Source organism: Kitasatospora sp. NPDC101108, from assembly GCF_055584725.1.
The window spans coordinates 11,912-26,310 of record NZ_JBVJLM010000011.1 but is presented as its reverse complement, the minus strand read 5'-3'; the positions used below and the strand labels follow the sequence as shown (position 1 = coordinate 26,310).

Below are 14,399 nucleotides of genomic sequence, written 5' to 3'. Positions count from 1 at the left end.
GGAATCCGGACGCCGGCTGGCCCGGTCCGGCGCCGACCGCTACGGTGCGGTACGCACGAACCCCGCCAGACCCCTGGAAAGGCAGTCCGCCATGACCGATGCCCCCGACGCCGAGGTGATCGCGCTCGCCGGGAAGCTGTTCGACGCCGCCCGGGCCGGCGACACCGCCACCCTGACCGCCGCCGTCGACGCGGGCGTCTCCGCGGACCTCACCAACGGCAGCGGCGACACCCTGGTCATGCTCGCCGCCTACCACGGCCACGCGGCCACCGTCGAAGCCCTGCTCCAGCGCGGCGCCGACCCGAACCGCGCCAACGACAAGGGCCAGACCCCGCTGGCCGGAGCCGTCTTCAAGGGCGGCGCGGACGTCGTCGACGCCCTGCTGGACGGCGGCGCCGATCCCAGGGTCGGCGTCCCGTCCGCCGTCGACGCCGCCGCGATGTTCGGCAGGACCGAGCTGCTGGCCCGGTTCGAGGGCCGCTGAGCCGAAGCCGTAGGCTCTTCCACCATGGAGAGCACCGCCACCGAGGTCGCCGGCGCCGAGGTCACCGGCGCCGAGGTCACCGGCACCGTCGAGTTCCGCATCACCGGGTACGCCCACCCCGACGCGCAGGCGCTGTCGGCGGAGGTGCAGCAGGAGTACGTCCGCCGCTACGGGGACCCGGATGAGACCGTGATGCACCCCGAGGACTTCGAGGCGCCGGCCGGTCTGTTCATGATCGCGTACCTGGGCGGCCGCCCGGTCGCCTGCGGCGGCTGGCGGGCCAAGCAGGCCGGCCCGGACGGGCTGCGGGGCGGGGACGCCGAGCTGAAGCGGATGTTCGTGATACCGGACGCGCGCGGCCGGGGCCTGGCCCGGGCGATGCTGCGCCGGCTGGAGGAGACCGCCGTCGAGGCCGGGCGCACCCGCTTCATCCTGGAGACCGGCACCGAGCAGCCCGAGGCGATCGCGCTGTACGGCTCCGAGGGCTACGAGGCGATCCGCAAGTTCGGCATCTACAAGGACCATCCGCAGAGCATCTGCATGGGCAAGGAGCTCCCGGCGACGGTCTGAGCGGTCGCGGTCCGGGCGTCGACGGCGGGGGTGCCGACGGTCTGAGCGGTGCGCGCGCCGGGTAGACACCGGTGATGAGCCACCAACCGCCCGACACCGAACGGCTTCCCGCCCTGGCCGCGCCCGGCGGACCGCTGGACCGACTGGTCCGCGAGGGCGTGCGCACCGTCGGGGCGGGCGCCGTCTGGGCCGTCGGCGACGCCGGGGGCACGCTCGGCGGCGGTGGCCACGGCGCGCTCGGGCAGGGCCCGTACGCGCGGCTCGCCGCCGGGCCGGACACGCTCTACGACCTCGCCAGCCTCACCAAGATCGTGGCGCTCTGGCCCTGCGCCGGGGTGCTCCGGCAGGCCGGGCGGCTGCCGCTGGACGAACCGCTCGGCCGCTGGTGGCCGCCCACCGCCGGGCGGCCGGCCGGGGCGGTGACGGTCCGTCAACTCCTCGCCCACACCGCCGGTCTGCTCCCGTACACCCGCTTCGAGCAGCTCTACGGGCGGGCACCGGCGGCGATCCGGGCCGGGGTGATCGCGGCCCCGCTGCACCGCGCGCCGGGGACCGCCGTCGAGTACACCGACCGCGCCGCCGTACTGCTCACCTACCTGGTCGAGGACCTCGGCGGTGCCCCACTGGACGAACTCGCCGCCCGCTGGGCCTGGCGGCCGCTGGGCATGACCGACACCCGCTACGGGCCGCTCGATGCCGCGGACACCGCCCGCGCCGCGCCCACCGAGTACGACCCGTCGGCCGGCGCCCACCTGCGCGGCGTGGTGCACGACCCCTCCGCCCGGCTGCTCGGCGGCGTCTCCGGCAACGCCGGGGCCTTCTCCACCGCCACCGACCTCGCCCGCTTCCTCGCCGCCGTGCTCGCCCCGCCGCCCCAACTCCCCTGGGGCGAAGCGTGGATCACCGAATCGCTGCGCGAACAGACCGGCGGCCTCGCCCCCGCCCGCGGCCTGTCCTGGCTGTACGCCCCGGGCACCGATCCCGCCGAGGGCACCTTCGTCCACTACGGCTTCACCGGCACCGGCATCTGGGTCTCCCGCCGACTCGGCCGCTGGGCCCTGCTGCTCACCAACCAGGTGCACCACAGCCGGGTCACCCAGTCCCTCACCGACCTGCGCAACGCCTTCCGGCGGGCCGTCTTCGGGTGAGGGGAGCACGCAACCCGATCGGGTGGATTAGCTGCGAACCGCCTTTCGCACAGCGGTGATCGGGGCAGGGTGGCCGCGACGGAGGACGGCCGGCGGAGGAGGCGCGATGACGGACACCTGGGAACTCTCGGAGGAGGAGTGGCTCTCCCGGATGGTGCGCGCCTACATCGGCTGCAGCGTGCTGCTCACCGACCGGGACGGCAAGGTCCTGCTGCTGAAGGCCAGTTACCTCGACCAGTGGCAGTTCCCCGGCGGCGGGATGGACCCGGGGGAGGGGCCCGCCGAGTGCGCGGCCCGGGAACTGTGGGAGGAGACCGGACTGGTGGTGCGGGACCTGCGGCTGCTGGTGGTGGAGTGGCGCGAGGCGATTCCCGACCAGGGCCGACACGCCCACCCGGCCGTGCACTTCATGTTCGACGGCGGCGTGGTCGAGCCGGGCGCGGTGGTCCGGCTCCAGGCGGAGGAGATCGCCGACCACGGCTACTTCACCCCCGCCCGGGCGGCCGCCCTGCTGCACCCCTGTGCGGCGGGCCGGCTCACCGGGGCCCTGGAGGCCCGGCGCACCGGCGCCGCCACGCTGCTGCACTCGGCGGGGTACGTGGGATGAGCCCGGGGCCGGTCAGAGCAGGGTGCTCCAGTAGTACCAGAACCGGTTGAGCACCAGCAGCGCGATCACGGCCGCCCACAGCACCGGCAGCGCCCAGTGGTAGCGCGCCGCCTCCCGGACGACCGTCTCCAGCCGCGGCCCGACCGGGATCACACCGGTGCGCAGGTTGTGCAGCGTGATGTACCAGAACAGCACCACCGTCGTCGCCCACACCACCATGCAGTACGGGCACAGCGCGCCGATGCCGTACAGCGACTGGTCGATCAGCCAGTGCGTGAACACGATGCCCAGGGTGGTCCCGGCCTGCAGGCCCAGCCAGAACCAGCGCCGGTAGGCGGCGCCGGCCAGCAGTCCCGCGCCGATCGCCGCCAGCGCGCCGAAGGCGGCCAGGCCGAGCAGCGAGTTCGGGAAGCCGAACACCGCGGCCTCCTCGGTGCGCATCACCGAACCGCAGCTGATGATCGGATTGATGTTGCAGCTCGGGACGTACGACGGGTTCTCCAGGATGCGGAGCTTGTCGAAGGTCAGCACGGCCGAGGCGGTCAGGCCGACCAGTCCGCCGAGGAACAGCAGCAGGGCGAGCGCCCGGCCCGCGCCGATCGGGCCGGGGCCGGCGGCGTCGGGGGCGGGACGGGAGAGGTGCACGGTGGTCGCGGTCATGACAGCACACTCCGGGGGCTGGCTGGGAGGGGCCGGTCCGGCCGGGAGTTCGGCCGGACCGGTGGTGCCGTGCGGTGCAGCGCGGGGCGGTGCGGCCTACTGGAGGCCGGCGGCCTGCCTGACCTGGGCGGTGAACTGCTCCGGGGACGCCGCGGCGTTGCCCGTGAACAGGTTGATCGGCTTGCCGTCCACCTTGACCGTCGGGGTGCCGGTCACCTGGCTGTTGTTGAACGCGTCGGCCACCTTCGCCGCCCACGGCGCGTACGTCCGGTCGGTGACCGCCTTCACGAAGGCGTCCGTCTTCAGCCCGGGCACCTGGCCCGCCAGATCCAGCAGGTGGTTGACGTCGCCGAAACCGTCCTCGCGCTCGTCCGGCTGGTTGGCGTACAGCACGTCGTGGAACGCCTTGAACTTGTCCACGCCCTCGTTCAGCGCGGCTCCGGCCGCGGCGAGGGCGGTGCGCGAGCCCTTGCCGCCGAGGTTCTTGTCCAGGAAGGCGGCCAGGTGGAACTCCACCTTGATCTGCCCGTCCTGGGTCAGCTCCTTGACCGTCTGGCCGTTCGCCGCCTCGAAGTGCTTGCAGACCGGGCAGCGGAAGTCCTCGTACACCTCCATGGTGTGCGGGGCGTCGGCCTTGCCGTAGGTGATCACCGTGCCGTCCGGACCGGTGGCGTTGGCCGGCACGACCAGCGGGGCCGCGGACGCGGCCGCGGCGGCCGGGTCGTCCTTCTTCGCACCGGTGTTGATCGCGAGCGCCACACCGCCCGCCAGGGCGAGCACGACGACGGCGGAGACCGAGACGACGATCCGCTGACGGCGCTTGGCGGCCTGCTGCTCGCGGCGCTGCGCCTCCTGGATGCGCTCGCGGGCGCTGATGCGCTTGGCCTCGCGCTTGGTGGGGTTCTGAGCCATGGGGAAGTCAACTCCTGTACGCGGCGCGCGGGTGCGCGCGGGTGGCCGCACAGACGGGTGCGGCGGGGACAACTGACGCGGGAGTTGGGCGCACTGCCCGGGGCGTACGGGACCGTGTTCCACGGAGACGTGCGCACGGAACCGTGGGCACGGGAGCGGGGTACGCGCTCAGCAGGCAGGCGCGAGGACCGGCGGACCACGCCGGGGAGCCGGGCTCAGCACCACGTCCTCGCGGCGCGGCCGCTCGTGGTCCGACACCGGCAGCGGCACCCGCAGCACCGGGCGCACCGGAGCGGGGACCAGCAGGACGAGCAGCGCCCGCAGCGGGCGGGCCACCGACTGGCGCAGCGCGCGCAGCGCCCGGGCCAGGCCGGTCAGCGCGGAGTCGCCCAGCCGCAGCCAGGCGGAGGCCGCCAGGGCGATCACCAGGTGCACCAGCAGGAGCAGCAGCTGGGTCGCGGCGGGCGCCAACTGCCCGGCGTGGCCCAGCGGGGCTCCCAGCAGCGAGCCGTCCACCGAACCGCCGCCGCAGACCAGCAGGTTCACCCCGCGCGCGGAGACGTGCTCGGACAGCACCGGCCCACAGCCGGTCTGGCCCAGGTTGAAGGTGGTGTTGAGCAGCAGCTCGACCGGCACCATCACCCCGGAGATGTGCAGCAGCCGTCGCTCCCCGCCGGCCAGCACGGCCGCGACCAGGAACACCACGGCACTCGCCGTGGCCACCAGCGACAACGGCAGCGGGCGACCGGTGATGACGACCTGGCCCAGCGCGGCCATCGGCACGGCGAGCGCGGTGAACACCGCGGCCCGCAGGGCCCTGGTCGCATGGGTGGAGATCGTCACGCTCCGGAGTATGCCATGCCCCTTACGGCGGACACGAGAGCGCGTACGGATACGGCGTCCGGGTGACGCCCCCTCAGGCGCCGAGCGGTCGACAGGACGGCCCGCGCGACTAGCCTGGAAGACATCCCGGCGAGGGGGTGCACACACATGGCGAGGCCCGACACCACGGTCGGACAGGTGCTGCTGGACCGCATCGAGGCCCAGGCGGTGGTGCTCGCCGGACTGGACGACGCCGTCCGGGCGGACGAACCCGACGCGGTCCACCGGATGCGGGTCGCCTGCCGGCGGCTGCGCAGCGCCCTGCGGACCTTCCGTCGCCTCCTCGCCCCCGGCACCACCGACGAACTGGTCGCCGACCTGCGCTGGCTGGGCGCCGCGCTGGGCCGCGCCCGGGACCGCGAGGTGCTCGCCGAACGCCTGGCCGCCCGGGCCCGCGAACTGCCCGCCGCCTGTGCACCGGAACGGGTCGCGGAGGCCCTGGAGCAGTGGGGCCGGGCCGAGTACCGCCGGGTCCGGCCCGAGGTGGTCGCCGCCCTCGACAGCCCCCGCCGCCGTTCCCTCGCCGCGGCTCTGACCGCCCTGCTCGCCGACCCGCCGCTGCGCCCCCGGGCCGCCCGCGCCGCCGCCCCCGAACTCGCCCGCATCGCCGCCCGCGAGCAGCGCCGCACGGCCCACCGCGTCCGCACCGCCCTCGCCGCCGACCCCGGGCACCGCGACCGCGCCCTGCACGAGGCCCGCAAGGCCGCCAAGCGCGCCCGCTACGCCGGAGAGGCGGCCGCCCCCGCCGTCGGCCCGGTGGCGGAGCGCTACGCGGAGCGGATGAAGGCCGTCCAGGAGCTGCTGGGCGAACACCAGGACGCGGTGGTCGCCGCCGCGGCCCTGGCCGACCTGGCCGCCGAGGACGGCGAGCCCTTCGCCTGCGGAGTGCTCTACGCGGGCCAGCTGGCGGCGGCGGAGGCGGCCCGGGGGCGGCTGCCGGAGGTGTGGGCGGCTGCGGGAAAGCGGGGACTGACGCGGTTCGGATAGCCCGGCGTCCGGCATGCGATGGGGGCGACAGCGGCCCGGCCGGGCCCGAGCCCGGCCGAGAGGGGGCGGTTTCTAGGGGCCGCTACCGGGGCCTGAGCCCCGCCGAGAGGGCCGCGTCGCGGAGCAGGTCGCGGAGCATCGTGGTGGTGAGCCGGCCGGTGTTCGTGTTGCGCGGACTCACGTGGTAGCAGCCGTAGAGCCGCAGGTCGGGCCCGCCGTCGCGGGCCGGGAAGGTGGCCAGGGCGGCGTGGCCGAAGGCGGGGCGGGGGCGCGGGACCGCCCAGCCGGCGTCGGCGATCACCGGCAGCATCGCCTGCCAGGCGAAGCCGCCGAGGGCGATGACGGTCCGGACGGTGGGGCGCAGCAGCTCCATCTCACGGGTGATCCAGGGGCGGCAGGTGTCGCGTTCGGCGGTGCTGGGCTTGTTGTCGGGCGGGGCGCAGCGGACCGGGTCGGTGATCCGGACGCCGTACAGCTCCAGGCCGTCGCCGTGGCGGACGGAGTGCGGGCGGTTGGCGAGGCCGAGCTCGTAGAGGGACGCGTAGAGGAGGTCGCCGGAGGGGTCGCCGGTGAAGATCCGGCCGGTGCGGTTGCCGCCGTGGGCGGCGGGGGCGAGGCCCACCAGGACGAGCGGGGCCTCGGGCGGGCCGAAGCCGGGGATGGGACGGGCCCAGTAGTCCCAGTCCTGGTAGGCGCGGCGCTTGGTGCGGGCGGCCTCCTCGCGCCATTCGACCAGCCGTGGGCAGGCCCGGCAGCCGGTGACGACGCGGTCGAGTTCGGCGACTCCGGTGGTGCGGGCGGCGGCCTCGGCGGGATGACGGGGATGGTTCGGGTCGTCGGCGGGGACCAGCTGCATGGTCCCGATCCTAGGCGGCGCAGCCCGTCCGGTCCGGTCGCTGACGGGCAGGCGTAGCGTGGAATCAGTTGCTCCGACGGCCCCGGCCGGTCCGGCCAGCGGTCGCCGGGGGCGAGGGTGTGCGCGGAGGCCGCGAGGAGGCCGCGATGATCGTCGATGCGGTGCTGGGGGCTCTCGGGGGGCTGGTCGGGCTGGGGGCGGTCTGGGCGGGGCTGAGCATCCGGGTGGTCCAGCAGTTCCAGAAGGGCGTGGTGTTCCGTTTCGGGCGGGTGCGCGAGGAGGTCCGGGAGCCGGGGCTGGTCGCGCTGATGCCGATCGCGGACCGGCTGCGCCGGGTGAACGTGCAGATCGTGACGATGCCGATCCCGGCGCAGGAGGGCATCACCCGGGACAACGTGACCGTGCGGGTGGACGCGGTGGTCTACTTCCAGGTGCAGGACCCGGTGAAGGCGACGGTCAACGTGCAGGACTACAACTTCGCGATCTCCCAGGTGGCGCAGACCTCGCTGCGGTCGATCATCGGCAAGAGCGAACTGGACGACCTGCTCGCCAACCGCGAACCGATCAACCAGGGCCTGGAGTTGATGATCGACAGCCCGGCGCTGGGCTGGGGCATCCAGATCGACCGGGTGGAGATCAAGGACGTCGCCCTGCCGGAGTCGATGAAGCGCTCGATCGCGCGCCAGGCGGAGGCCGAGCGGGAGCGGCGGGCGCGGATCATCACGGCGGACGGCGAGTACCAGGCGTCGGAGCGGCTGTCGGAGGCGGCGGCGGTGATGAGCGCGACCCCCGCGGCGCTGCAACTGCGGCTGCTGCAGACCGTGGTGGAGGTGGCGGCGGAGAAGAACTCGACGCTGGTGCTGCCCTTCCCGGTGGAGTTGCTGCGGTTCCTGGACAGTGCGACGGAGTCCCAGCAGCGGGACCTGCTGGCGGCCGCCGCGGCGGCGGCCGGGGCGAAGTCCGTGGAGCAGGCGGTGGAGAGCGGCGAGGTGCCGGAGCCGGACCTCGACCGGGAGCAGCCCAAGCACGAACTCCCGCCGCTGGAGGACCTGTTGTCCCGCTCGCCGCTGGAGGGCCAGGACCTGGAGGGCGGTCGCGCGGAGGCGGACGGGAACGGCGGGCCGGGCGGGCCCGCGGAGCCGGGGGCGACGGCCTGACGGGTGCCCGGTGGCGTGCGGCACCGGCCCGGACCACGATGGACGAGAGGGAGCGAGGTCAGGAGGCGGACCATGACCAGAGCCGGCGACATCATGCACCAGGGCGCGGAGTGCATCCGCGAGCACGAGACGCTCGCGGACGCCGCCCGGATCATGCGGGAACGGCACGTGGGCGCGCTGCCCATCTGCGGGGAGAACGACAAGCTGCTGGGGATCGTGACCGACCGCGACATCGTGCTGCGCTGCGTCGCGGAGGGGCACGACCCGGCACAGGTGACGGCGGGCGACCTGGCGCTCGGGCGGCCGATGACGGTGGAGGCGGACGAGGACTGCGAGCAGGTGCTGCGCGTGATGGAGCAGTACCAGGTCCGCCGGCTGCCGGTGATCAGCCACCCGGAGCACAAGCTGGTCGGAATGATCAGCGAGGCGGACATCGCGCGCGGGCTGCCGCAGGCGCGGCTCGCCGAGTTCGTGACGGCGGTGTGCGCGGAGGAGCCGCCGAAGAAGGAGGCGCTGCAGGGCTGATCGGGCCGGATGTCCGGGTGCGACCGGGCCCGCTCCCCGCGGGCCGGTCGCACCCGCACGTCAGCCCAGCGCGTAGACGGAGGTGGCCCGGGCGGCGGGCTCCTCGGCGCCCTCGGCGGTGAGGGTCACGTCGAGGAAGGCGATCCGGCGACCGAGCTTGGTGACCACGGCGTGGACCAGGACGTCCTGGCCGCTGACCGCGCGCTGGAAGCTGGTGGACTGCTGGACGGTGGTCATCGGCGCGAAGCCGCCCCGGGCGGCCGAGAGGGCGACCACGCAGGCGGTGTCGGCGGCGGCCATCAGCGCCTGACCGGACAACCCGCCGCCTTCGCGGGCGAGTTGGTCGGACCAGGGCAGTCGCAGCACGGCGTGCCGCTCGCCGGTCTCGGCGGTGGTCAGCCCGAGTGCCTGAACCCAGGGGGCGAAGTTGTCGGCGAGGAGCTTGTCCGCCTCGGCGGGGGTGAGGGTCATCACGCCATTGTGCCGGGCGCGGGGGCGCCGGAGCGGTCCGTCCCGACCAGGACGCGCCGGACCAGCTCGTCCAGGCCGGCCCGCAACTCGGCGGCACGGGCGGTCAGTCGGTCGGCCGGTCGGCGGCCCGCAGCTCCCGGGCGATCAGTTCCGCCAGGTGCAGGGCCTGGCGCCCGTCCGCGAGTTGGGCGATCTGGGTGCGGCAGCTGAAGCCGTCCGCCAGGACCACCGTGACGGGGCCGGCCGCCCGGACCTCGGGCAGCAGCACCCGCTCGGCGATCGCCTCGGACACCTCGAAGTGGCCCCGCTCGAAGCCGAAGTTGCCCGCCAGCCCGCAGCAGCCGGAGTCCAGCACCCGGTTGTGCAGGCCCAGTCGGGCCTCGATCCGGCGGTCGGCCGCGCTGCCGAGGACCGCGTGCTGGTGGCAGTGGGTCTGGGTGACGGCGTCCAGCCGGACCTGCGGGAGCGGGGCGTCCGGGGCGTGCTCGTCGATGAACTCGGCGAAGGTGCGGGTCCGTTCGGAGAGCGGGCGGCCGTCCGCGCCGAGCAGTCGGGGCAGGTCCTCGCGCAGGGTGGCGGTGCAGCTGGGGTCCAGGCCGACCACGGGGGTGTCGGCCGGCAGCCCGGCGGCCGCCAGCGCGCCCAGGCTGCGCCGCAACACGCTGCGGGCAGCGCCGAGTTGACCGGTGGAGTACCAGGTGAGGCCGCAGCACACCGGTCCTTCCGGAAGCCGGACGTCGAAGCCCAGGTGCTCCAGCACCTCGACGGCCGAGCGGAGCACGTTCGGCTGGAGGTGGTTGGAGAAGGTGTCCGGCCACAGCAGCACCGGGCGCCCGCCCGCCGGGGCCGGGTGGGCGGCGCGGTGCCGCCGGTACCAGCGGGTGAAGGTCTCGGGCGGGAAGACCGGCAGCACCCGGCGCCGGTCGATCCCGCCGAGCCGCTTGAGCAGGGCGCCGGCCGGGGAGCGGACCAGCGAGTTGGCGGCCCCCGGAGCGAGCGCCACCGCCCGCAGCCACAGCGGCAGCCAGCCCATCGAGTAGTGCGACAGCGGGCGCGGCCGGTGGCGGTAGTGCTGGTGCAGGAACTCGGTCTTGTAGGTCGCCATGTCGACGTGCACCGGGCAGTCGCTCGCGCAGCCCTTGCAGCTCAGGCAGAGGTCCAGCGCCTCCCGCACCTCCTCCGAGCGCCAGCCGTCCGGGATCGTGTCCCCGCGCAGCATCTCGGCGAGCAGCCGGGCCCGGCCTCTGGTGGAGTGCCGCTCCTCGCCGGTGGCCATGTAGCTCGGGCACATCACCCCGGTGGTCGGGTCCACGCACTTGGCGACGCCGACGCAGCGGTGCACCGCCTTGGTCAGGCTGCCGCCGTCCTGCTCGTACGGCAGGGCCAGCGGCAGCGGGCGGCGCGGGGAGGTGACGAAGCGCAGGTCGGCGTCGAGCGGCCGCGGGTCCACCAGGGCGCCCGGGTTGAGCAGGTTCTCCGGATCCCAGATCCGCTTGAACTCGCCGAACAGCTGCATGACTTCGGGCGGGTACATGCGCGGGAGCAGCTCGGCGCGGGCCTGGCCGTCCCCGTGCTCACCGGAGAGCGAACCGCCGTGGGAGACCGCCAGGTCGGCGGCCTGCTCCAGGAACTCCCGGAAGACCGGGGCGCCTTGGGGCCGGTCCAGCGGGAAGTCGATCCGCAGGTGCACGCAGCCGTCGCCGAAGTGCCCGTACGGCACGCCGCGCAGCCCGTGCCGGCGCAGCAGGGCGCGCAGGTCCCGCAGGTAGGCTCCGAGCCGCTCGGGCGGGACGGCGGAGTCCTCCCAGCCGGGCCAGGCCTCGCCGCCTCCGGGCAGCCGGGTGACGATCCCGGCGCCCGCCTCCCGGACGGCCCACAGCTGGCGCTGCTCGACCGGGTCGGTGACCAGGGCGACGGCGGCCGAGCGCTCGCGGCGCACCGCGTCGGCCAGCCGGCGGGCGGCCTGGTAGGCCTCCAGCGGGGTGGTGCCGCCGGTCTCCAGGAACAGCCAGCACGCGCCCGCGGGCAGCCGGTCCAGCGCGGGCGGGCGCGGTCCGGCGGCCAGCAGTGCGGCGATCAGGTCGGCCGCCATGCCCTCGGCGGTCAGCGGCCCGTACGGCAGCAGCGCCGGGACGGCGTCGGCGGCGGCGCCCTCGTCGGGGTAGCCGGCCACCACCAGGGCGCGGGCGGGCGGTTCCTCCACCAGCCGGACGGTGGCGCCCAGCAGCAGCGCGCAGGTGCCCTCGGTGCCGGTGAGCGCCCGGGCCAGGTCGTGGCCGTGCTCGGGCAGCAGCGCGTCCAGCGGGTAGCCGGAGGTGCGGCGCGGCAGCCGGGGCATGCCCTGGCGGATGACGGCGAGGTTGCGGTCAGTGAACTCCTGGAGCCGGGTTTGGAGTTGGCCGACCCGGCCGGGCGCCTCCCGGAGCGCCGCGCGCTCGGCGCCGGTCAGCCGCCCGCCCACGGTCAGCTCGGTGCCGTCCGTGAGCAGCAGGTCCAGCCGCTCCACGTTGTCGGCGGTGCGGCCCCAGACGAGCGAGTGGGCGCCGCAGGAGTCGTTGCCGATCATGCCGCCGATCGTGCAGCGGCTGTGGGTGGACGGGTCCGGGCCGAAGCGCAGTCCGTACGGCCTGGCGGCGCGCTGGAGGTCGTCCAGCACGGTGCCGGGCTGGACGCGGGCGGTGCGGGCCTGCGGGTCGACCTCCAGCACCGCGCCGAGGTGCCGGCGGAAGTCCAGCACCACCGCGCCGGGGCCGATCGCCTGCCCGCCGACGCTCGTCCCGGCGCCGCGCGCCACCACCGGCACCCCGTACCGGCGGCAGAGCGCCAGCGCGGTGCGGACGTCGTCCAGGTCGGCGGGCTTGACCACACCGAGCGGCAGCTGCCGGTAGTTGGAGGCGTCGTGGCTGTAGACCGTGCGCTCGGCCGCGCCGAAGCGGACCTCCCCGCGCAGCACGGCGGTCAGCTCACGGGCCAGTTCGGCCCCGGGGGCGGCGGACGGACGGCTCACCAGGGACCTCCCGGACGGGGTGCGGCAACGGCTCCGCCGATGATCGCAGCCGGGGCGCGGTCCGGGAACCGGGCACGACGGCGGTACCGCCGACGGGGTGCACGTCCGACCCGCGCGACCGACCCGCGCTACTTGCGACCGGTGAGGGTGCCGCGGGCGATGTGGGAGAGCTTGGCGACCTCGAAGGCCGGGTAGGCGCCGCCGGCCAGCAGGCTGAACTTGATGCCCAGGCGGCCGCCCGGCTTGCGGTGGCCCGGGGGCATGAAGCGGCGGTGGTGCTCGGCGGCCCGGTGGAAGAACTGCGGGCGTTCGGCGCGGGTGACGCAGCCGGCGAGATCGAAGACGAACAGGTAGTGCCGGATCATCCGGACGAACAGGGCGTCGCGCACCGCGTACAGGTGCGGCTGGTCCTCCAGCAGGGCGAAGCTGCGCTCGTACTGGTCGAACAGGTCGAAGACGCTGCTGCCGGGGCCGCCGGCCGGGTGGACGGTCTCCCGGCGGCGCAGCTGGACGCACTCGCGGGCCAGCACAGCGGCCTTGCGGGCACCGAGCAGCGCGGCGTGGACGACCGGAATCTCCTCGTACCGGCCGTCGGGGAAGGCGAGCCCCAGTTCCTCCCAGTGGCCGCGGCGGATCAGCCGGTCCCAGACCAGCGGCGGGGCGCCGAACAGCGCGGGGCGGTCGAAGGGGGCGAAGGGCTCCGGGCCGGCCTCGGCGAGCAGGGCCTCGGCGCCGCCCGGCCAGTCGCGGTCGTTGTGGCGGCGGGAGTGGCCGAACAGCAGGACATCGACCGGGCCGGTCTGCTGGAGCCGGTCGGCGAGCGTCTGGAGGGCGTCCCGGGGGAGCAGGTGGTCGGCGTCCAGGAACAGCAGGTAGTCGCCGGAGGCCCGCGCCGCACCCGCGTTCCGGCTCACTCCGACCCCGACCGCCGCGTTCAGGTGCAGCACCGACACCTGCGGGTGCCGGGCCGCGAACGCGTCGGCGAGCCCGCCCGCGGTCTCGGGGGAGCGGTCGGCGACCACGATCACCTCGACGTTCGCCAGGGACTGGGCGAGCAGCGAGTCCAGGCAGTCGGCGAGCTGTCCGTGCTGGTCGTAAGCGGGGAGCACGACGCTGATCAGGGGTGAGGGCATGACGCCGGAGCGTAAGAGGGCGGGCGAACCGTGGCAAAGGCCTGACGGTGCGTAACTCAGGGCAATCAGTGCCAAATCGTACGAGCGTGCGCCATATCTTCACGTCGCCTTCTGGACGTGCACACGCCGACCGGCGACGCCGCCAGGCCCGCGACGCGGTGTGCGTCGCGGGCCTGGGGCGTGTACGGAGTGCCGGGTCGGGTCAGCACCAGTGGCGGACCCTGGACCCTGGGGTCAGGGCTCAGTACCAGTGGTGGGCCTGCCAGAACGACCAGGCGCCGCAGGGGCTGCCGTAGCGGCTGTTCATGTAGTCGAGGCCCCACTTGATCTGGGTGGCCGGGTTGGTGCGCCAGTCGGCGCCCGCCGAGGCCATCTTGGAGCCGGGCAGGGCCTGCACCAGGCCGTAGGCGCCGGAGGAGGCGTTGACGGCCAGCGGGTTCCAGCTGCTCTCGCGGAACACGATGTTGCTGAAGCACTGCAGCTGGCCGGCCGGCACGATCTGCGCGGCGATCTGCTGCGGGGTGCCGGAGTAGCTGTTCAGGTTCTGGCGCTGCTGGGAGCGGGAGGCGGCCGCGTCGGCCTGGGCCTTGGCGTCCGCCTGGGCCTTCGCGTCGGCCTCGGCCTGCGCCTGGGCAGCGGCGTCGGCCTGGGCCTTCGCCTGCGCGTCCTGGGCGTCCTGGGCGGCCTTCGCGTCCTGGGCCGCCTTGGCGTCCTGGGCGGCCTTCTCGGCAGCGGCAGCGGTGTCGGCCTGGCCCTGGTCGCCGACCGGCTTGCCGTCCACCGAGACGGCGGCCACCGGGGCGGCGGCCTCGGTGGTGCCCCCGACCTGCGGGATGGCGAGCGCGGCGGTGGCGGCGCTCGCGACCACGAGGGTGGCGACGCCGGTGATCAGGGAGTTGCGGCGGGCATGGCTGAGCTGCATGGAGCGGACGATCCTTTTCCGTCGGGGCCGTGCCAGGGGCACTGGCGGGCATCGCGCGGGCTCCGGGTGAGCGGGGCC

General features: G+C 74.9%; 15 protein-coding genes. 7 read left to right on the top strand and 8 right to left on the bottom strand.

The window, feature by feature from the left end:
- Positions 1 to 91 precede the first annotated feature (91 nt).
- The 4 genes from ACZ6Z8_RS23365 (at position 92) to ACZ6Z8_RS23350 (ending at position 2,809) form a co-directional block, all read left to right on the top strand.
- Complete coding sequence (locus tag ACZ6Z8_RS23365; protein WP_465612009.1) at positions 92 to 484, top strand: ankyrin repeat domain-containing protein; 393 nt, start codon at positions 92 to 94, stop codon at positions 482 to 484.
- Between the two features lie 24 nt (positions 485 to 508).
- Positions 509 to 1,054 (top strand): GNAT family N-acetyltransferase, encoded by a 546-nt coding sequence (locus ACZ6Z8_RS23360; protein WP_465612008.1) that lies wholly within the window; start codon positions 509 to 511, stop codon positions 1,052 to 1,054.
- Between the two features lie 74 nt (positions 1,055 to 1,128).
- Entirely contained in the window at positions 1,129 to 2,202 is a 1,074-nt protein-coding gene (locus ACZ6Z8_RS23355) for a serine hydrolase domain-containing protein (protein ID WP_465612007.1), read from the top strand.
- A gap of 106 nt (positions 2,203 to 2,308) precedes the next feature.
- Positions 2,309 to 2,809 (top strand): NUDIX domain-containing protein, encoded by a 501-nt coding sequence (locus ACZ6Z8_RS23350; RefSeq protein ID WP_465612006.1) that lies wholly within the window; start codon positions 2,309 to 2,311, stop codon positions 2,807 to 2,809.
- Between the two features lie 12 nt (positions 2,810 to 2,821).
- Here ACZ6Z8_RS23350 and ACZ6Z8_RS23345 read toward each other — a convergent pair whose 3' ends face one another.
- From ACZ6Z8_RS23345 to ACZ6Z8_RS23335, 3 genes are all read right to left on the bottom strand, one after another.
- Positions 2,822 to 3,469 carry a vitamin K epoxide reductase family protein gene (locus ACZ6Z8_RS23345; RefSeq protein WP_465612005.1) on the bottom strand — a complete coding sequence of 216 codons (648 nt, stop codon included), beginning with the start codon at positions 3,467 to 3,469 and terminating at the stop codon, positions 2,822 to 2,824.
- Between the two features lie 96 nt (positions 3,470 to 3,565).
- Positions 3,566 to 4,381: a DsbA family protein gene (locus ACZ6Z8_RS23340; protein WP_465612004.1), complete on the bottom strand. Its 816-nt coding sequence runs from the start codon at positions 4,379 to 4,381 to the stop codon at positions 3,566 to 3,568.
- 168 nt (positions 4,382 to 4,549) lie between these two features.
- On the bottom strand, positions 4,550 to 5,224 hold the full coding sequence (locus ACZ6Z8_RS23335; RefSeq protein WP_465612003.1) for a hypothetical protein: 675 nt from the start codon (positions 5,222 to 5,224) through the stop codon (positions 4,550 to 4,552).
- Positions 5,225 to 5,371: 147 nt separating this feature from the next.
- Here ACZ6Z8_RS23335 and ACZ6Z8_RS23330 point away from each other — a divergent pair, with 147 nt between their 5' ends.
- The gene (locus tag ACZ6Z8_RS23330) at positions 5,372 to 6,250 is read left to right on the top strand and encodes a CHAD domain-containing protein (RefSeq protein WP_465612002.1); all 879 of its coding nucleotides are present in this window, start codon (positions 5,372 to 5,374) and stop codon (positions 6,248 to 6,250) included.
- Between the two features lie 82 nt (positions 6,251 to 6,332).
- On the opposite strand, the gene ACZ6Z8_RS23325 is transcribed toward ACZ6Z8_RS23330, so the two are convergent.
- The gene (locus ACZ6Z8_RS23325; RefSeq protein ID WP_465612001.1) at positions 6,333 to 7,106 is read right to left on the bottom strand and encodes a uracil-DNA glycosylase; all 774 of its coding nucleotides are present in this window, start codon (positions 7,104 to 7,106) and stop codon (positions 6,333 to 6,335) included.
- A 146-nt stretch (positions 7,107 to 7,252) separates the two neighbouring features.
- Here ACZ6Z8_RS23325 and ACZ6Z8_RS23320 point away from each other — a divergent pair, with 146 nt between their 5' ends.
- A complete protein-coding gene (locus ACZ6Z8_RS23320) occupies positions 7,253 to 8,263 on the top strand; it encodes a slipin family protein (RefSeq protein WP_465612000.1) in 1,011 nt (336 codons plus the stop codon).
- 72 nt (positions 8,264 to 8,335) lie between these two features.
- Positions 8,336 to 8,788 carry a CBS domain-containing protein gene (locus ACZ6Z8_RS23315; RefSeq protein ID WP_465611999.1) on the top strand — a complete coding sequence of 151 codons (453 nt, stop codon included), beginning with the start codon at positions 8,336 to 8,338 and terminating at the stop codon, positions 8,786 to 8,788.
- A gap of 60 nt (positions 8,789 to 8,848) precedes the next feature.
- Here the strand turns inward: ACZ6Z8_RS23315 and ACZ6Z8_RS23310 are convergent, their stop codons facing one another.
- The 4 genes from ACZ6Z8_RS23310 to ACZ6Z8_RS23295 form a co-directional block, all read right to left on the bottom strand.
- Positions 8,849 to 9,259, bottom strand: coding sequence for a PaaI family thioesterase (locus ACZ6Z8_RS23310; RefSeq protein ID WP_465611998.1), 411 nt, complete (start codon positions 9,257 to 9,259; stop codon positions 8,849 to 8,851).
- Between the two features lie 103 nt (positions 9,260 to 9,362).
- Positions 9,363 to 12,266 (bottom strand): FAD-binding and (Fe-S)-binding domain-containing protein, encoded by a 2,904-nt coding sequence (locus tag ACZ6Z8_RS23305; RefSeq protein ID WP_465611997.1) that lies wholly within the window; start codon positions 12,264 to 12,266, stop codon positions 9,363 to 9,365.
- 128 nt (positions 12,267 to 12,394) lie between these two features.
- The gene (locus ACZ6Z8_RS23300) at positions 12,395 to 13,399 is read right to left on the bottom strand and encodes a glycosyltransferase family 2 protein (RefSeq protein WP_465611996.1); all 1,005 of its coding nucleotides are present in this window, start codon (positions 13,397 to 13,399) and stop codon (positions 12,395 to 12,397) included.
- Positions 13,400 to 13,640: 241 nt separating this feature from the next.
- Positions 13,641 to 14,321: an aggregation-promoting factor C-terminal-like domain-containing protein gene (locus tag ACZ6Z8_RS23295; protein WP_465611995.1), complete on the bottom strand. Its 681-nt coding sequence runs from the start codon at positions 14,319 to 14,321 to the stop codon at positions 13,641 to 13,643.
- Between the last annotated feature and the right edge of the window lie 78 nt (positions 14,322 to 14,399).